The organism is Corynebacterium sp. LaCa54 (genome assembly GCF_046717495.1).
Lineage (GTDB): Bacteria > Actinomycetota > Actinomycetes > Mycobacteriales > Mycobacteriaceae > Corynebacterium > Corynebacterium kefirresidentii.
This window is the reverse complement of the sequence record NZ_CP177115.1, coordinates 191,595-210,100: the sequence shown is the minus strand read 5'-3', so window position 1 is coordinate 210,100 and position 18,506 is coordinate 191,595. Positions and strand designations below refer to the sequence as shown.

Annotated in this window: 15 protein-coding genes, 1 tRNA gene and 1 other RNA gene; 8 read left to right on the top strand and 9 right to left on the bottom strand. The window is 64.5% G+C overall.

Annotated elements, in window-relative coordinates:
* The first annotated feature begins 154 nt into the window (after positions 1–154).
* The 7 genes from leuA to ACLI1M_RS01030 all read left to right on the top strand — a co-directional run bounded on the left by leuA (position 155) and on the right by ACLI1M_RS01030 (position 9,817).
* Positions 155–1,972, top strand: coding sequence for a 2-isopropylmalate synthase (gene leuA / locus ACLI1M_RS01060; RefSeq protein WP_248099251.1), 1,818 nt, complete (start codon positions 155–157; stop codon positions 1,970–1,972).
* Between the two features lie 44 nt (positions 1,973–2,016).
* Complete coding sequence (locus ACLI1M_RS01055) at positions 2,017–2,793, top strand: hypothetical protein (RefSeq protein WP_248099253.1); 777 nt, start codon at positions 2,017–2,019, stop codon at positions 2,791–2,793.
* Between the two features lie 108 nt (positions 2,794–2,901).
* Positions 2,902–5,085: a hypothetical protein gene (locus ACLI1M_RS01050; protein ID WP_248099255.1), complete on the top strand. Its 2,184-nt coding sequence runs from the start codon at positions 2,902–2,904 to the stop codon at positions 5,083–5,085.
* A gap of 51 nt (positions 5,086–5,136) precedes the next feature.
* Positions 5,137–6,537, top strand: coding sequence for an exonuclease domain-containing protein (locus tag ACLI1M_RS01045; RefSeq protein WP_248099257.1), 1,401 nt, complete (start codon positions 5,137–5,139; stop codon positions 6,535–6,537).
* Between the two features lie 27 nt (positions 6,538–6,564).
* A complete protein-coding gene (locus ACLI1M_RS01040) occupies positions 6,565–7,842 on the top strand; it encodes a Mur ligase family protein (protein ID WP_239207834.1) in 1,278 nt (425 codons plus the stop codon).
* On the top strand, positions 7,835–8,608 hold the full coding sequence (locus ACLI1M_RS01035) for a type 1 glutamine amidotransferase (RefSeq protein ID WP_248099259.1): 774 nt from the start codon (positions 7,835–7,837) through the stop codon (positions 8,606–8,608). The genes ACLI1M_RS01040 and ACLI1M_RS01035 overlap by 8 nt, the downstream gene beginning before the upstream one ends.
* 108 nt (positions 8,609–8,716) lie before the next feature.
* Complete coding sequence (locus ACLI1M_RS01030) at positions 8,717–9,817, top strand: HNH endonuclease signature motif containing protein (RefSeq protein WP_248099260.1); 1,101 nt, start codon at positions 8,717–8,719, stop codon at positions 9,815–9,817.
* Between the two features lie 48 nt (positions 9,818–9,865).
* Here ACLI1M_RS01030 and recR read toward each other — a convergent pair whose 3' ends face one another.
* From recR to ffs, 6 genes are all read right to left on the bottom strand, one after another.
* Positions 9,866–10,522, bottom strand: a complete 657-nt coding sequence (recR, locus tag ACLI1M_RS01025) for a recombination mediator RecR (RefSeq protein ID WP_248099261.1) — start codon at positions 10,520–10,522, stop codon at positions 9,866–9,868.
* 71 nt (positions 10,523–10,593) lie between these two features.
* The gene (locus tag ACLI1M_RS01020; RefSeq protein ID WP_023020386.1) at positions 10,594–10,962 is read right to left on the bottom strand and encodes a YbaB/EbfC family nucleoid-associated protein; all 369 of its coding nucleotides are present in this window, start codon (positions 10,960–10,962) and stop codon (positions 10,594–10,596) included.
* A 62-nt stretch (positions 10,963–11,024) separates the two neighbouring features.
* The gene (locus ACLI1M_RS01015; RefSeq protein WP_248099262.1) at positions 11,025–13,316 is read right to left on the bottom strand and encodes a DNA polymerase III subunit gamma and tau; all 2,292 of its coding nucleotides are present in this window, start codon (positions 13,314–13,316) and stop codon (positions 11,025–11,027) included.
* Positions 13,317–13,334: 18 nt separating this feature from the next.
* Positions 13,335–13,916 carry a hypothetical protein gene (locus ACLI1M_RS01010; RefSeq protein WP_239207830.1) on the bottom strand — a complete coding sequence of 194 codons (582 nt, stop codon included), beginning with the start codon at positions 13,914–13,916 and terminating at the stop codon, positions 13,335–13,337.
* Complete coding sequence (locus tag ACLI1M_RS01005) at positions 13,879–15,150, bottom strand: aminotransferase class I/II-fold pyridoxal phosphate-dependent enzyme (protein ID WP_023020383.1); 1,272 nt, start codon at positions 15,148–15,150, stop codon at positions 13,879–13,881. The genes ACLI1M_RS01010 and ACLI1M_RS01005 overlap by 38 nt, the downstream gene beginning before the upstream one ends.
* A 60-nt stretch (positions 15,151–15,210) precedes the next feature.
* Positions 15,211–15,309: signal recognition particle sRNA small type (gene ffs / locus ACLI1M_RS01000), an RNA gene on the bottom strand.
* 179 nt (positions 15,310–15,488) lie between these two features.
* On the opposite strand from ffs, the gene ACLI1M_RS00995 reads away from it, so the two are divergent.
* Positions 15,489–15,577 (top strand) — tRNA-Ser (locus ACLI1M_RS00995).
* A 90-nt stretch (positions 15,578–15,667) separates the two neighbouring features.
* Here ACLI1M_RS00995 and ACLI1M_RS00990 read toward each other — a convergent pair.
* From ACLI1M_RS00990 to gluQRS, 3 genes are read right to left on the bottom strand one after another with little or no spacing between them, the layout of a single operon-like run.
* Entirely contained in the window at positions 15,668–16,003 is a 336-nt protein-coding gene (locus ACLI1M_RS00990) for a hypothetical protein (protein ID WP_200288376.1), read from the bottom strand.
* Positions 16,004–16,013: 10 nt separating this feature from the next.
* Positions 16,014–17,594: a cation:proton antiporter gene (locus tag ACLI1M_RS00985; protein WP_248099263.1), complete on the bottom strand. Its 1,581-nt coding sequence runs from the start codon at positions 17,592–17,594 to the stop codon at positions 16,014–16,016.
* A gap of 11 nt (positions 17,595–17,605) precedes the next feature.
* Positions 17,606–18,499, bottom strand: coding sequence for a tRNA glutamyl-Q(34) synthetase GluQRS (gene gluQRS / locus ACLI1M_RS00980; RefSeq protein WP_248099264.1), 894 nt, complete (start codon positions 18,497–18,499; stop codon positions 17,606–17,608).
* Between the last annotated feature and the right edge of the window lie 7 nt (positions 18,500–18,506).

The window sequence follows — 18,506 nt, the reverse complement described above, 5'->3', positions numbered from 1 at the left end:
TGTGACCGATATGACACAGCGGAATGACCTACTCCTTATCTGCCGCGGCGGGATTTCGGCCTAAGCACTGGCCAGCGCCCCGTCGCGGAGTCCGGCTACCCAAGCCCAGCTGGCCGTCTTTCCCCATAGACACCAGAAAAGGAAACCGCACCCCATGTCCCCCACCGACTCTTTTATCAGCGCCCCGCGCGACATCACCACCCCCACCGGCCCACGCCGCGAAGGACAACCCGCGTGGAATAAGCAGCGCGGCTCCGCCATGCCCCACGAGCGCTATCAACCCTTCGCCGTCGAGGTAGAAAACATCGACCTGCCGGACCGCACATGGCCTAGTCAGAAAATCACCCACGCTCCCCAGTGGTGCGCGGTGGATCTGCGCGATGGTAACCAAGCGCTGATTGATCCCATGAGCCCAGAGCGCAAGCACCGCATGTTCGACCTGCTGGTCAAGATGGGCTACAAAGAAATCGAGGTGGGCTTCCCCTCTGCCTCCCAAACCGATTTCAACTTTGTCCGCGAAATCATCGAGGGCAATAAAATTCCCGATGACGTCACCATTCAGGTCCTGGTACAGGCCCGCGATCACCTGATCCGCCGCACCTTTGAAGCTTGCGAGGGCGCCAAGAACGTCATCGTGCACTTTTATAACTCCACCTCGAAGCTGCAGCGCCGCGTAGTCTTCCGCAAAGACAAACCTGCCATTAAGAAGCTGGCCACCGATGCTGCCACACTCATTAAGTCCATCGCCGCCGACTACCCAGATACCACTTGGCGCTGGGAATACTCCCCCGAATCCTTCACCGGTACCGAGCTGGACTTCGCCCGCGAGGTCTGCGATGAGGTGGTAGACATCATGGATCCGTCCCCAGAGAATCCAATGATCATCAACCTGCCATCCACCGTGGAGATGATTTCGCCCAATATCTACGCCGATTCCATCGAATGGATGCACCGCAATCTTGCCCGCCGCGAGGACGTCGTGCTCTCACTGCACCCGCATAATGACCGCGGCGAGGGAATCGCCGCCGCCGAACTTGGCTTTATGGCGGGCGCGGACCGCATCGAAGGCTGCCTTTTTGGCAACGGCGAGCGCACCGGCAACGTAGATCTCGTCACTTTGGGCCTGAATATGCTCACCCAGGGTGTGGACCCGCAGATTGATTTTTCCGATCTGCCGCAGATTCGCGAAACCGTTGAATACTGCAACCAGCTGCGCGTGCCGGAGCGCCACCCCTATGGCGGCGAATTGGTCTTTACTGCGTTCTCCGGTTCCCACCAGGACGCAATTAATAAGGGCTTGGACGCGCTGGCAGCCACCATCCGCCCCGGCGCGAATAATACCGAGGTCTCGTGGGAAGAAATGCGCGAGGCCATCTGGGAGGTTCCTTACCTGCCCATCGATCCAAAGGACGTGGGCCGCGACTACCAGGCGGTCATCCGCGTCAACTCCCAGTCTGGCAAGGGCGGCGTTGCCTACATCATGAAGACCGATCACGGCATCAATATGCCTCGCGCCATGCAAGCGGAATTTTCCAGCGTGGTCCAGGAAATCACCGACTCCGAAGGCGGCGAGGTCAATTCCAAAAACATGTGGGATATCTTTGCCACCGAGTTCCTGGACCGCGAGGATCCGCTGACCCTGGAGTCTTTCCATATGGACAATGCCCCAACAGAAGATGGGGATGCATCGGTGACCGCCACCGTGGCTTTCCACGGGGAAAAGTCCACCGTCTCAGGCAGCGGTAACGGACCCATTGCGGCTTATGCCAACGCCCTGGAATCCCTGGGCATCGACTTCGAGGTCATGGAATACTCCCAGCAGTCCCGTTCCGCCGGCGACGACGCCGAGGCCGCCTGTTATATCGCCGCCGACGTCAACCAGAACAAGGTCTGGGGAGCGGGCATCGCCGGGTCCACCACGCGGGCTTCCATCAACGCGATTAACTCCGCCGTCAACCGCGCCCTGGCCTAGGCCTGCTCGCCGGCGCCGCGGCCCGGCGTGGTAGAAGGGTGGGTATGCCTTCTTCTACCTACCTCATACCGCACCGTGGCTTGGGCGCCGTGCAGGCCCTGCCCATCTACGATGCGCAGACGAAGGAAAACCGAGAGTTCACCGTCACCTTGGCACCCCGCCCAGACGGCGGGTTGGAGGTGCGTACCGACTCCACCATCGGGCACATCACCAGCGCCGACCGCGCGGAGTATCCCGAAATAGATCTACTATTTCGCGCCGGGCTGACCCCTGCAGCCACCGCCGCGCCGCAGCCCGATGGCTCTCTGTCGCTACTGCTGCCCCGGCCGGGCCTTTGCCTGCCGGCGAATAATCCGCCAGCGGGCCCGTGGACAATGCTGGGCTATGCCCCACCCATCGACATCGCCGATCTTCCCGCGGATCTGGACATTCCCGCCCACGCCCGCATGCACGTATTGGTTACGCTCTCGCCCAGCAGCACCGGTTCCGGCACCGATGCTTATATGGGCCCGCAGTTTGTGGGGCGGTTGGAAGGGGTGGACGTCGCCAAGCAGGGCATAACCCTGGCCCATGCCTATCATGCGCCGCGCAACACCGGCCGCGTGCTCAGCATCTACGCGGGGGCGCCGCTGCCGGATTCGAAGGAAGCCTCGCTTGCCGACGCCGCCCCTACCTCCCCCGCCGCCACGGAAACCTTCGAAACTACGAGCTTCCGCGCCATAAGCACCGATGACCCCGCACCCCGCCGCCGGTGGTGGCCCGCCGTCATGGCCCTACTGGTGATTGCAGCGCTCATCGCCGTGCTCATTTTTATTCTGTAAAACTTTCGGGCAGGGTAACACCCTTGTTCACCAGCCGGGGAAATTGGAAATGGCCCACGGCAGTGCCTAAAATACAGTGTTACTATTACCCCCTATCGAAAGGCCCCAATGACTTCGCTGGATTCCGCCACCTACGTGGTCCCTGACCACGGTTTTGGCGTGATCCATAATCTGCCCATCGAGGATGTTTCGCCAGAAGTTTTCAGCGAACTGCTCGAGTCCACCGCCGCAGAAGGCGGTTACCTCTCTGCGGAGCTCGGCCCCCGCACCGCCCAGGACGGCTTCGCGGTGTGGATCGGCGATTCTCTCCTTGGCCGTCTCAGCGCCGCCGATTCCCAGGCCTACGCACTCTTTGACTGGGTTCTCAGCGCCGGCCTACGCCCACGCGCCACCGCCCACGTGAGCATGACAGATGCCTCCGGCGAAGAGTGGCCCACGCTCAACCTGCTCCTGCCGGCACCGCACCTGTGCATCCCCGCCAATAACCCGCCGGCGCAGCGCTGGACCATGCTGCCGGGCGAGGCTGCCGCCACATTGACGGAGTTTTCCAAAGACGTCACTGGCTTTCCGCACACCGACGAGCACTACCTCGTCTCCTTGCGCACCCGTGGTTTCCTGCGGCGAAATACCGTTGATGTCTATGTCAATAGCATCTTCTTAGGCTCCCTCCCGCGCGATGCCGCCCGCGAGATTGCCCCCGCCGTGCTCGACTGCACCAAATCCGGCCGCCTCGCCATTGCCCACGGCTACTTCCACTACGACGCCGATGACCGCCCCGCGCTGACCATCTACGCGCACAACGCTGCCAATAGGCACCACGCCGGCCTAGTTCTGGGCGTTGTCGCCGGTGGCGCCGCCGTCATGTCCGCGGCCACCGCAGCCCGCGCACAGGCCGCAACCAGCGTTCCCAGCGGCCCCACTGCCGGAATCTCTGCCGCTGGCACCTCCTCCACAAGTGGTTTTGCCATCACCTCTGCCGCCAATGCCGCCGGCGTTTCTGGGGCCGTGACCTCGAATCTGCTGGCCGCAGCCGGTGTCGCCGTGCTAGTTGGTGGCGGCACCACCGTGGCTACCCACATGCTTAGTGAGGACGAAGCTCTTTCGGACACCCACTCGCATTCCACCGCGCCTGCTCCGAAAAGCAATCATTCCACCGACGATTCTTCCCATTTCGATGGCATTGGTCCCAAGCGCCCCGCGCACCCCGCCACGCCCCGCATCCACGATGCTGGCCCCACCAGCGGTGTCGCCGCGCCATCCCGCGCGGATTCCCCGACCCAGCACCCGCTTGCCGACGCCCCCTCTGAGACACCACCGCAGCACCGCCACGCCCCCGCGCCCCAACCGTCTAAGCAGGCGCGGCCGACGCACACCCCTCAGACTGACCGTGCCACGACCCCTGCCGCCGGCCACCACGGCAAGCACCGTGGTGAGGACCATGGCGAGCACCACCGCCAGGATTCCCAGGCAATTTCCCGCGCCACCTCCGCCGCAGCCGCTGCCGCCGCCGCTACGGCTAATAACGTCGAATCGACCCCGGCTTCGACTCCGGCCGCGGCGCCATCTTCCAGCTCTGAGCCGGCGCCGCAGCTAGCGGCGAAGGAACCGACTGCAACCTCCACGTCTTCGTCATCGGCCGAGCCTTCCCAGACAACGCAGACCACGGAGCCCGCGCAGACCACGGCATCTACGGATTCTGCAACTTCGACGTCACCATCGAAGGCCACGACGTCGACGGAGGCTACCGCACCTGCCGAGCCGTCCGACCTACCTACTTCAAATACGCCTACTTCGGAAAAGACTTCGGCTGAAACGACCACAACTGAAGCCGGCGCCACCACCTCGACGGATAAGCAGACGCCACTGCCCGCACCAGAGTCCTCAGAGCCAACGCCTGCGGAGCCGACTGCGCCTACAACGACATCTTCGTTATTGACCTCGGAGCCCCAGGCTGAGCCGGCACCGGATACCACCGTGCCAAGCACCACTATCCCAGGTTCCGAACTCGAGCCAACGCCAGAGCCGGAAACTACTGTCCCAACGACGACCATCCCTGGCTCGGAAATCGTGCCCACCCCGGAGCCAGAACCAGAGGTCGAACCGGAACTGCCCACGGCAGACCGCGGCGCGCCGGACGGCTCGGATGACCCCCTCGTACCGCTCGAACCAGAAGAACCGACAGAGCCGAAAGAGCCGAAAGAGCCGGCTGAACCGCAGCAGCCAGAGACACCGGGGCACCCTGAGGAACAAACAACCCCGCCGAAGGTCATTGTCGTCGTTGTAGAAGATTAAGCGGCGCGCCCTGTCCCCCTGCACGAAATGCGGGATACTACACTGAGTTTAATGAACAACACACCTGGCCCCTCCCCGCAGCACCCGTCGGCGTCGGCCCCAGCGCCGTCGCCCGCGACGGTAGCTTCGCGCCACGCGGCCAGGTCCACAGCGCCCAAACCAGGCATGGAACAGCGCCGCACTAAGCCCCGCCGCGCGATCCGTGCCTCCGGAGAGCCAGACGCCCCGAAACCCAAGCCGAAACCGAAACCGCACCCACCGGCCCAGCAACAGCCACAGCAGGCCGACTCGCCCAATGAGGAAGCGGACTTTCCCTATGTGGCGCTGACCATCCAGACCACCGGCATCCATCCCAGCACCGGGCGCATCGTTACTATCGACGCCATTACGTTCAACGACGCCAGCGAGCAGGGCCAGCAATTCCACGCCGTCCTCAAGCCCGATATCGATGCCGGGCCGCGCCACCTCCACGGGCTGAGCACCACCGATATTGAGCAGGCGCCAGCTTTTGGCAAGATCCTCAAATCGCTGGACAAGCTTATTGACGGCCGCACACTCATCGTCCACGACCTCCCCTATACCTGGGGTTTTCTCGTCGCCGAGGCCCGCCGTGCCATGATGGCCGCCGCCCGCCAAAATCGCGCGCGCAACCGCGGCCGCAACAAGGGCCGCCGGCGCCGCCAGAAGGTCGGACACGTACCCACCCCCGTCCGCATCATCGATACTTTGGGCACCTCCTATGCGCAGCAGGTGCGGTCGAATGATGTGCGCTTAGGGGGTGTCGCTAAGCAGAGCGGCTTGGACGCTTCGCCACAGGCCTCGGTGGAGCGCGCCAAGCGGCCCGAACCCGAGACTTCGCGCGAACAAACCGAACTGCTCATCGCGCTCTACCGCAAGCAACGAGGTGGCACGGTGCGCAGCTATGCGCCCGAGGACGTGCGCGCCGACCGCTTCGGCCTGCAACGCTCCCACGTGCGAGTCGACGCTGCCGAAGCCCCCGCCCAACACCACAACCCCGGCAAATACGAGCCGGGCAAGGAACTGCGCCGCGGCATGGAAATCGTGGTCGCTCCGGAAATCCTCGAGGACCCGGACGCCATCATCGCCGCGCTCATGCGTGAGGAGCTCAATTATTCCGAAAAGCTCACCCGCGAATCCTCGCTGGTCGTGTGCAACGTGACCACTGACCTGGTGGGAAAACCCATGCACGCCCACCGCAAGGGCATTCCGCTGATGTCCGATACCGCGTTTCTTGACGCCCTCACCCGCATCGAAGACGCCGTGCCGGAACCCGAATCCGGCAAACCCACGCCCCGGCCCCAACGCTCATCCCACAACAACAAAAAAGGCGGCGCTAAGAACCAAAAGCGCCGCCGTCGCCGGGGCGGCCGCGGTGGTCGCGGCAGGGGCCGACGAAATTCTGGCGGCTCGGCGGGGAAAAAGAACGACTAAGCCGCCCGCGCGACTACCCTAGGGGACATGAGTTTTAGAGTCCCGGGTGCGCTGAGGAAGTTGCGCACCACCACCGCCACTACCGCCGCGAAGCTGGCCACCACCGCTTCCCGCGCCACCGGCCGTGGCGCCGGCGGAATGATCGGTGGTCTAATCGCCAATGCCATTGACCCTTCCATCATGACCAACCTGGGCGGTGGGCGCCCGGCCGTGCTAGTGACCGGCACCAACGGCAAGTCCACCACCACCCGCATGCTAGCCGCCGCAGTCCGCGCCGAGCACACCGTAGCCACCAACGACGGCGGTGACAACATGGATGCCGGCATCATCTCCGCACTCATGGCCGGCAAGGACGCCTCCCACCTGGTACTCGAGGTGGACGAGCTCCACGTGCCCCACGTAGCCGATAACCTGAACCCGCAGGCGCTAGTTCTGCTCAACCTCACCCGCGACCAGCTCGACCGCGTGGGCGAGATTAATAAGATCGAGCGGGCTCTGCGCGGCGCTGTGGAAGCCCACCCGGACATGCTCGTCATCGCCAACTGCGATGACGTTCTGATGACCTCCGTGGCCTATGACGCCAAGAATGTCATCTGGGTTTCGGCCGGCGCCGGCTGGCTCGGCGATTCCGTTACCTGCCCGCGCACCGGCGGGCACGTCGTGCGCACCGAGGATGACTGGTACGCCGTCAAGCCGCTTGCCGACGGCCGCGAATTCCGCCGGCCGCAGCCAACGTGGGGCGTCGATAAGCATGGCATTATCACCCCCACCGCTAAACGCCCCCTGAACCTGGCGCTGCCTGGCCGTGCTAACCGGGGCAACGCGGCCCAAGCCATCGCTGCCGCCGTCGCAGGCTTCGGCGTGGACCTCGACAAAGCCATTGCGGCCGCCGAAAGCATCGATGATGTGGCCGGTCGCTACTCCACCATTCACTGGCGCGGCCGCGAGATTCGCTTGCTGCTGGCCAAGAACCCGGCCGGCTGGCAAGAAGCGCTGTCCATGGTGGACCGCAGCGCCGATGGCTTGATCATCGCCACCAACGGCCAGGTGGCCGATGGCATTGACATGTCCTGGCTGTGGGACGTGAAATTCGAAGGCTTCAATGGCCTCAGCGTGAAGGCCGCCGGCGAGCGCGGCACCGACCTGGCGGTGCGCCTGGTCTACGCCGATATCTCCCACGAGCTCATCCCGGATCCGCTCGATGCGCTCGCCGCCTGCCCGGAGGGTCGCATCGAGGTCCTCGCCAACTACACCGCCTTCCGCGATTTGAAGAAGGCGCTTTCCAAGGAGGCCACCAATGCTTAATATCGGCCTAGTGCTTCCCGACGTCCTCGGTACCTACGGCGACGACGGCAACGCCCTCGTCCTGCGCCAGCGCGCCCGCATGCGCGGCTTCGAGGCAGAGATTCACCCCATCCGCTTGGGCGAGCCCGTGCCTGAGACACTGGATATCTACACCCTCGGCGGCGGCGAAGATACCGCGCAAATCCTAGCCGCGGACCACCTGATTTCCGATGGCGGCCTGAGCCGCGCCGCCAACGCCGGCCGCCCGGTCTTTGCCATTTGTGCTGGCTTGCAGGTCCTGGGCGAGTCCTTCCGCGCCTCCGGCCGCATCATCGACGGCGTCGGCCTGCTCGATGCCACCACGGCCGGCATGCAGGACCGTGCCATCGGCGAGGTGGCTTCCAAACCCACCCACGCTGGAGTTACCGCGGACCTCACCGAGCCGCTGACCGGTTTTGAAAACCACCTGGGCGCCACCATCCTTGGCCCCTCCGCGCAGCCCCTCGGCACGCTCACGCGTGGCAATGGCAATGCAGACCAGGCCGCCACCGCCGACCTTGCCGATGGCTCCACCCAGCGCACCTACGAAGGCGCCGTCCAAGGCAGCGTCATCGCCACCTATATGCACGGCCCGGCACTGGCCCGAAACCCGCAGCTGGCCGATCTCCTCCTCGCACAAGCGATGGGCGTGGCCCTCGCGGACCTCGAGCCGATTGAGATTCCGGCCGTCGACCGCCTGCGCGTCGAACGTTTCAACGCCTCTGAGCCCCCGCGCTCCCAAAGATAGGCCAAAACCTGTGGATAACTTCACCCGGCGGCCCTGAAACCCCGAGTTATCCACAGGCTCGGCCGCCTGCCCTTGTAGCCGCCTGCCCCCGCCCATAGGCTGCGGGGCATGACGTTATTGGAGCAGCTGGGCGACATCGCTAAGCGCGGCGTGGATCTTCTCGAAGAGGCCCACGCCGCCTCCAGCCTGCCCCTGCCCGCGGACCAAGCGCGCACCCTGCGCCGGACCGCCGCGGCCTTTCTCTCGCCCACCAGCCATTCGCGCTACCAAGCCCGCGCACTGGCCGCCGCGCGCCGCAATCACCACTGCCTAGAGACCCTCGCGCTTATCGCCCGTCGCTCGCGCAGCATTAGCGACCCCACCAAGCGCTGGCAATTCCGCGAGCAGCTCTGCGCCACCGCCGGCACCACCGCGCACGTCTCGCGCGCGGCTACCCGTCTGCTGCGCGAACTCAACCCTCCGCCCGAGCGCGAAGACGGCGGACGCCGGATAATGCACGGGGAGAAAACCACCCTGAGTTTCACCGGCCCCGCCGCACAAATGGCCGATATCTGGGCCGCCGCTAAATCCGACCCGCTAGCCTGGCTTAACGGCTCCCGCGCCGCCGCGCCCGCTACCGTGACCACCAATGTCATCATCGAGCTGCCGGATTACCTGAAAATCCTCGCCGGAAACGGCGAGGATATCCGCCTCGCTATGACCAACGGCGTCACCATCACCGGCGCCGAATTAGTCCGCCGCACCCTAGCCGGCGCGGGACTCTTCACGCTCATCCATCCCGAGCGCGGCCCGGTCAACCTCTACCGCACCCGGCAGGCCTCCGCCAAGCAACGCCGCATGCTCCAGGCCGAAGGCGCCCGCTGCGCCTGGCCCGCTTGCCGACGCCCCGCCTCCGAATGGCAAGCCCACCACCTCCTGGAATACTCCCGCGGCGGCCACACCCATCCTGAGAACATGACGCTATTGTGCCCGTATCACAACTCCATCAACGGGCTGCCGGGCCGCGGCCGGATGGCGCGCATTCGGGGCCGGATCGCCTGGCTCCCGCCCGCTAGCCAGGACAGGCATACACACATAGGGCACAGCAACGAACCCGACAACAGGCGCAGCGGTCGCAGCAGCAGACGCAGCACTATGACAAACGACGCGCACGGCCCGCCGGTATTCACCGGCCGAGCGCGAACCGGGCCTACGGCCGCCGTGCCCTAGCCGCTGTAGCTCCGCATTCGCCCAGTACTGGCCGAGGCGCGAAACGTGCTATATGGCCAGGCGGCCGGAAAGCGCGCGAGACAAGGTGAGCTCGTCCACAAACTCCAAATCGCCTCCGAGCGGCATGCCGGAGGCCAACCTGGTGATCTTCAAATCAGGGAAGTCGCGCAGCAAGCGCACCAGGTATGCAGCGGTAGCCTCGCCCTCCGTATTGGGGTCGGTGGCGAGAATGACTTCGTGGATGGTGGGGGTGGCGTCGTAAAGCGGGGCTTCGGGGGTAGAGTCTGCAAGCTCGCGGTCCGGCAACACACCGCCTAGGCGCTGCAGCAGTGTGGAGATATTCAAATCACGCGGACCCACATTCGCCAGCGGATCCAGCGCGCCGCCCAAGACGTGATAGCGGCCCTCATACTCGCCCGTGCGCTCAATGACCTGGATATCCTTGGGTTCCTCGACCACGCAGATAGTAGAGGCGTCGCGCTGCGAGTTAATGCAGATGCGGCAGACATCCTCACGCGAAATATTGCAGCAAATGCGGCAGAAGGTCACGCCGTCGCGCACCGCGCCCAGCGCGTTTTGCAGCCGCTCGATGTCCTCGGGTTCCATGTGCAAAACGTGAAACGCGATGCGCTGCGCCGACTTCGGGCCGATTCCCGGCAGGCGCGAAAACTCGTCGATGAGGTCTTGCAGAGGTCCTTCAAACATCAATTACTCCCAAAATCGGCAAAAGCCGCCGCCCCACCCCGGGGCAACGGCCTTATATCGTATCGCGCGGGCTACTGGTTGCCGCCGAAGACATCCTCAAAAGACGGGCCGCCCTGACCACCCATGCCCTGGGACAGCGGGCCAATCTTTTCCTGTGCCAGGCGTCCGGCCGCAGCGTGGGCCTCCTTGAACGCACCCATAACCAGGTCCTGCAGCGTATCGACGTCCTCTGGATCCACGATGGACTTATCAATCTGCAAGTCCACGAGCTCGGCGCCGCCAGTCATGGTCACCTTGACCAGGCCATTGCCTGCCTGGCCCTCGACGTTGGTAGCGAGGATTTCTTCCTGCGCCTTCTGCAGATCCGCCTGCACCTGCGCGGCCTGCGCGATGAGGTCGTTCATGTCATTTGCCTGCTGCATTGGGTCTTGGTCAGCCATGGTGTTTCCTTTCTAAATCAACTTTAAATTTCGCTACCGCCCGAGTGTACCGTGCTCGCCGCCTAGGCACGCCGCGCGCCTAGTTCCCGCTCCAGCAATTCCATAGCTACCTCGGTAGCGCTGCGATGATCCATTTCACCGGTGGACTGCGCGGCCTCCATCATGTCGCGTTCTTCGTCATCGCGGGTATAGGCCGGCGGTTCCTCGGGCGGTACCTCATCGGGCTCCGGCTCGGGTTCGGGCGGCAGCGGCACGCCGTTGCTGAACTGCGATTCATCGCGCTGCTTGGCGGCCTGCGTCGCCCGTGCGATGCGCGAGCGCCAGCCCGGCGTGTTTTCCTGCTTACTCTCCGCCTCCTGGTCGTCGGCAGGCTCGCGCGCGGGCTGATTCGGTGTCCACGCCTCCTTGCGCTGCGCCGGCCGTGGGGCATTGAAACCGGCGGTCTTCGGATCAGTGCCTACCACGCAGGTCACGGCCACATCGCGCTGGAACTCCTCCTTGAGTACCTCCACGATAACGGCGTTATTGGCGGGCGCATTGATTCGCTCGGCAAGGGCACCGGTGGTGTGTCCCAGCGTTAGCGTGCCATCGCGGAAGCCAAGCACGCGGGCTTCGGCAAGCATAATTTCCGCTACCTTATTCCGCTTTCCGACGCTCCCCCTCAACGCCACCCATTTCTCCCTCACGGTTTCCGCAAAGTCGCCTTCCGGCTCTTGCGTTGCCTGCGGTTGCGCCGTTTCCGACACTCTTTCCGACGCCGTCTCCGCAGCGGGCTGGCCCCCAGATCGCGCCGTTGCTTCCTGGGCGGATTCCTCCGCGCGGGCCGGTACGGGTTTCTCCAATGGCTCGCGCTGCTCCTGCCGCTCCTGCTGGGCCGGCGCCGACTGCGGTATGCGCCGTTCGCGCTGCCACGGATCCTGGGACTCTTGCGGCTCCGGCTCCGGCTCCGACTGCGGCTGCGGCTCTACCTGCGGCTGCTGTTGTTGCTGCGGGGTTTGCTGCTCGGCGGACGATTGCGCGGTCTTAGCCGGGGGCTGGGTTTGCGTTTGCGGCTGAGGGGCGGGCTCAGAGCCAGCGGAGTGCTGCTCCTGGGACTTGGCGCGACGGCGCGCGATAATGGCGGCCGCAGCGGACTGGGGGTCTTGGGCACCTGCGACAGCTGAGGTTGCCGCGGCGGCACCGCCCGGGGTCGCAGGGCCGGCAGGCACGGGCGCTCCGGGCACGGCCGCGGGGACGGTGGCGCCGGTGGCCGCGGGGCCGGTGGACCCGATAAGCAGGTGCGCGCACATGATTTCCAGCAGCAGGCGCGGCGACGTCGCGCCGGTGAGATCGCTGATGCGGTCGTTGACCGTGGAAGCCAAGTAGGTCAGCTGCGGGCCGGAAAAACGCTGCGCCTGGGCGGTAAGCACAGAAGCGCGGTCGGTGGGCGCGGAGACGAGGCCGGCCTCGATAGCGCCGGGCACAGCCTGCAGGATCATCAGATCGCGCAGGCGGTCGAGCAAATCGATAGCGAAGCGACGCGGGTCGTGGCCGGCCTCGATGACATGGTCCACCATCGCGAAGAGGCCGGGTTTGTCTTGGTTGGCGAGGGTGTCGATGGCGTCGTCAAGCAGCGAAACATCGGTGACACCCAAAAGCGGCCGGGCGAGGTCATAGGTCAGGCCATCGGGCCCGGCACCGGCCAGCAGCTGGTCCAGCAAGGACAACGTATCGCGCGGGGAACCACCGCCCGCCTCAATGACCATGGGGTATACGGCGTCCTCGACATGCACGCCCTCGGCCGCGACGGTGCGCTGCAGCAAGCCCTTCATGGCCGGCGGGGTCAGCAAGCGGAAGGGATAGTGGTGGGTACGCGAGCGAATGGTGCCGATAATTTTCTCCGGCTCCGTGGTCGCGAAGATGAAAATGACGTGCTCCGGCGGCTCCTCCACTACCTTGAGCAGCGCGTTAGCGCCGGAGGGCGAAATCATATGCGCCTCGTCGATGATGAAGATGCGGTAGCGCGATTCGGCCGGCGCGTAGTAGGCGCGATCGCGCAGCTCCCGCATGTCTTCCACGCCATTATGCGAGGCGGCGTCAAGCTCCGTCACGTCCAAGTTTCCGGGGCCGCCGGGGGCCAGGGAGACGCAGGAATCGCACTTGCCACACGGCGTCGAGGTCGGCCCGTGCTCGCAGTTGAGCGAACGGGCCATAATTCGCGCCGAGGAGGTCTTGCCGCAGCCGCGCGGGCCGGAAAAGAGATAGGCGTGGTTGATGCGCCCCGCATCGAGGGCGGCGGATAGCGGCGTGGTGACCTGCTCTTGGCCCACGACCTCCGCAAACGTTGCTGGACGGTATTTCCGGTATAAAGCCACGGTTAGCCAGTTTACCGGCTAACCCTCGCGCGACCAGTCCAGCAGGTCAATGCCCTGCTCGGCCACTGCCCCCTGCAGCTTGCCGACGCCCTCTTCTACCCCAAACGCATATTCCGAATCTGTCAGCATGACCAGCTGCAGGATGAGGGTCAGGCGGCCCTCTTCGCGAAACTGCGGGGTCTGCCCGCCCCACAGGTACGGCGCGATGAAGAGTCCGTGGTGCACGGTAATTCCCGGCGCGTCGAGGATGGACGGCAGCATCACGCCCGGCTGCGCCGGAAGCAGACCGTCGGCCTTCTCGAAAGTATCGGCCGCGGCGTTTACGGCGGCAGCCACCTCGGGCTGCCCGGTACGCGCCACCGTCAACAGCTCGCAGCGCACATCGGTGCCGTCGTCCTGGCTCTGCAGGCCGGTGTCGGTGTTATTGAAGGTGGTGGTGAGGGCGAGCGATTGGGCGTCGGCAAGCGCGGCGAGGCCTAGCCGGCGCTCATCGACGTAGCGGAACTCCAGCGGCGCCGGGATAATCTCGCTCAGCCACAGGGCAGACTCGTCGGCGTTGATTTTAGGCCCCCAGCTTCTCCACGGCGGCAAGCAGCACACAGGTAGCGACGCCGTCCATCGCGGCCTCAACCTCTTCCTGCGGCGGCAGGGTTGGGGCGAGGCGGATATTGCGGTCATTGTCGTCCTGGCCATAAGGGAAGGCCGAGCCCGCCTGGGTAAGCAGGATGCCGGCGTCGCGCGCAAGCTCCCAGACGCGGTTGGCGGTGCCGTCGACAACGTCGAGGGAGATGAAGTAGCCACCCTTCGGGTTGGTCCACTGCGCCACCTCGTACTCGCCCAGGCGCTTTTCCAGGATGCGCAGCACCGCATCGAACTTCGGCTTAATCAGCGCGGCGTGGCGGCGCATTACCGCGCGCACCCCTTCTGCGGAGCCGAAGAACTCGTGGTGCGCGAGCTGGTTGATCTTATTCGGGCCGATGCCGCGAATGCCGGCATGCTCTAGGTACCACTCGAGGTTATCCTCCGAGGTGCCGAAGAAACCCACTCCCGCGCCCGCGAAGGTGATCTTCGAGGTGGAAGACATGGCCCAGAAGCGGTTCGGGTTGCCTTCTTCCGCGGCGATATCCAGAATCGGCAGGATTTCCGGGAATTCTTCCGTCAAGGTATGCACGGCGTAGGCGTTATCCCACACGATGCGGAAATCCGGTGCGCCGGCCTGCATGCGGGCGAGGCGGCGGGCCTTGTCCTCAGAAATCACGGCGCCGGTGGGGTTGGCGAACATCGGCACCACCCACATGCCCTTGACTGTCGGGTCCGCCACCAGCTTTTCGACGGCCTCTACATCCGGCCCGTCTTCTTCCATCGGCACCGTCACCAGCTCGAAGCCAAATTGCTCCGTGATGGCAAAGTGGCGGTCATAGCCCGGCACTGGGCAGATCCACTTGAGTTTTTCTTCCTTGCTCCACGGCTGCGCGGAATCATTGGTGCCGAAGAGGAACGCCCACGAAATCAGGTCAAACATGATGTTCAGGGAGGAAGAATCTGCGGCCACGAGCAGCTCGGGGTCCATGTTGGTCAGCTTGCCCCAGATGTCGCGCAGTTCCTTGATGCCCTTTTGGTTGCCGTAGTTACGCAGGTCGTTTCCGGCCGCGTCGGTGTAATGGCCCAGGCCTGGCAGGGCGAGGAGATCGTTGGAGAGGTCTAGCTGCGCCTTCGCTGGCTTGCCGCGGGTCAAATCCAGTTTCAGGCCCTTAGCTTTAAGGTCCTCGTAGTCCTTACGGACCTGAGCGGCGAGCTCAGTTAGTTCGGACGATTCCAAAGTAAGAAGCGACATGCGTATGTCTACCTTCCATGTATAGGGCGACTTTTAGCCCCCAATAGTAACGCACGCCATACAAAAAGGGGACCCCGCGCACCCGTCAGAGCCTCCTGACCCTTGCTGCATTCCTGCCCTGGGGGAGTTCAGAGGATGGACGCCACGCGGAATCCTGCCCCATACTTTAACGCCCGAGCGCCGGTTTAGCCAAATGGGACTCCGGCCGCGCAGCCCTCCGCCGCTCGCGGGTACCGCTCTCGATACCTAGCCACCACACAACGGTTAAAATTCCCCGAAAACACGACCTGACCTGGCGATTGGTAAAATAATTGCCACGGCTGCTAATGTTTCTTCTCGGAGGATTCGACTAGCGGCCTATGTCACACGCCTGGAACGCGTGCGGGGTTCACGCCCCTCGTGGGTTCAAATCCCACATCCTCCGCCACAAGAAATCCCGGCTCCTGCTGCATAGCAACGGAGCCGGGATTTTTGTTATACCTGCGCTTGGCCGCGCTAGCCGACGCCGCGCTAGCCGCTAATCGATGACCGACGGTTCGTAGCCGTCTTCTTTTAGCCACGCAATATGCGGCGGGGTGTTCATGCCCCACTCAGTGCGCGCCCAGAGGAAGGCCTGGGCGACCTCGGCCTCGGGATAGCCTCCGTCGCGCAGGTACTGCCGGAAGCCGTTCGGGCCCGAGTCCTTGATCCACAGCCAGACGTAGTCGTCGAGGGAGTCGTCGGCAAGCAGGCCTTCGAGCCCGGCCGGCACAAACTCGCGCTCGGCGCGCACGCGATCCGCCAGATCCTGGTCGAGGAAGTCATAGAGGTAATCCAGCGCGTCCTCAAGCTGCGCATAATCGAAGGCATTCATGCCGCCCAGCCTAGTGGCGCTTGGTGCCCAGGACCATGCGGTCGATTTCTTCCAGCACCTCGTCCACGATGGCCGGGTTATAGGCGCGATAGCCGCGCATGCGCAGCAGCTCCTCCTGTGCCGCCGTCAGAGCGGTCCGGCGGGCCTCCAGAGCTACGTGGCGGAACTGCCAGGCGCGTTGCTTGCGGGAGTCTTCGGAAACATCCTCGCCATCACCAATCCGGTCTTCCAGCCATTGGATAACGTTGGCGGAAATTTCCGGATCCACCTTTTCGGCGTCGGGCGCGATATGCCCATCCGGCCGGAAGTTCGACAGTGCCTCGATGCTGGCCGCACGCGCACGGCCAACCACGGCAGCGCGCATCTTATCGCTGGCAATCTGGGAGGCTTCCGTGAGGTCGAGTCGCTCCATCAACCACGGCAAGAGCAGGCCGGGCACCACCATCGTGGCCAGCAAGACCGTCAACGCGATGACGGCGAGCTCATGGTGGAAACTAAACACGCCCGCCGGGATGGACAAAACCAGCGCCAAAGTGACAAGTCCACGCATGCCGGACCACGTCATCAGCAGTACCTCTTGCAGGCGCAGCGGCGCAACCCGTGGGCGGCCGCGGGAGACGTTGATGCGGTAATAGGCATACATCCACACCAAACGGACAACAAAGGCCACGAGGGACAAGATGACGCCCACGACCACCGAATGCCACAGGTCCGAGCCCACTTCGCCGATGGCGGTATTGACCGTCAGGCCAATGAGTCCGAAGGCCACGCCAGTAAAGAGCAGTTCGATGGTCTCCCAGAAGGACTGACCGGATAGGCGGTCCTCGGCCTGGATATCGGCCCGGGAATTAAGTTCTACGGCCGCGATGACCACGGCGATAACGCCGGAGGCACCGAGTTCCTCCGCGATGAGGTAGACGGCAAATGGCGTCACCCAGGTCAGCGCGTTGCGCGCGGTGACGTCATGGACGTGGGTAATAAACAGCGCCACCAGCCGGCCGACGACCCACCCCAGGCCGCCCGCGACGAATGCGGAGTAGAAGAAGTTGAGCACACCACCGCCGAAGGAGAGCTCATCGCCTTGGGTCACGGCCGTCAGCGCGAGATTGAAGGCGACGATAGAAGCGGCGTCATTAAACAAGCCCTCGGTCTGCAAGGTGGTGATGATGCGGCGCGGGATGCCGGCGGGCTCGGCCACGGCATCGACTGCGACGGGGTCCGGTGGGGCGATGGCCGCACCGATGAGGATGGCGGCGGCCAGGCTAATGCCGGGTAAGAAGGCGTAGGCCGTGGCACCGACGGCCAGCGTGGTGGCGACAACCAACAGCACGGAAAGGCTCAGGATGGTCACCCATTGTTCGCGGATAACGCCCCACGAGGTGCGCCGGGCCAGCGCCCACAGCAGCGGCGGCAGGAAAATCGGCAGGATGAGCTCGGTGGGCGGCTCAAACCTGGGCAGCCCCGGCACGAAGACGGCGCAGGCGGTGATGATCGTCAGCAACGCCGGCCACGGCAGCCCAATTTTGTCGCCAATGGCGACGACGAACACGGTCAGCAGCATGAGCCCAATGAGCACCAAAAGAACGTCCATGGGCCCAGATTTTACCCGTGCCAGGTATAGGGATCAGGAGGCAAGCGATCGGGTTCGAATTGCGCGAGCAGCTCTGCGGCGCTGTCGGCTTCATATCCCAGGGAGGCCGCCAGCTGTTTGACGACGTCCCCCACCTCCCCCATTTCCCGCATGGTCACCGCACCGTCGCGCTTGGCTAGGCGATCGCCAGATTCATTGAGCACGAGCGGGACGTGGATATACTCCGGCGCTGCGATGCCGAGCAGCGAGGCCAGGTAGGCCTGGCGCGGCGCGGAGGAGAGCAGATCATCACCGCGGACGACTTGGTCGATACCTTGGAACGCATCGTCGACGACGACGGCCAAGTTATACGCCCAGCCGGTGTCTTGGCCGCCGCGGCGCAGGATGAAGTCATCCACGTCGCCGGTATAGGTGCCGTGGAGGGCGTCGTGGATGGTGAAAGTGGGGACGTCGGCAAGCAGGCGAAGGGCGGGCCGGCGATTCTGGGCCGCAAGCTCGGCACGCTTGGCCGCGCGCTGGTCTTCGGTGAGGTTGCGGCAGGTGCCCGGGTACTGGCCGGGGATGGCGTGCGGGGCCCGGGAGGCTTCGCGGATGTCCTTACGCGAGCAATAGCACTCGTAGGTGGGCAGCTGGTCCAAGGCTTGCTCATAGGCAGCGTCGCGATCGTGCTGGTAGATGACCTCGCCGTCCCAGTCCAGTCCGAGCGCGCGCAGGTCCGCCAGCTGGCGCTCGGCCGATTCCTGGGAGGAGCGCTGCTTATCGATGTCCTCCACGCGCACCACAAAGCGCCGCCCCGTCGAGTGGGCAAAAAGCCACGCCAGAAGCGCCGTGCGGAGGTTGCCGAAGTGCAGATCCCCCGAGGGGCTCGGCGCGTAGCGGCCGGCGCCGGTGGTCGCAGAATTCATGCCCACA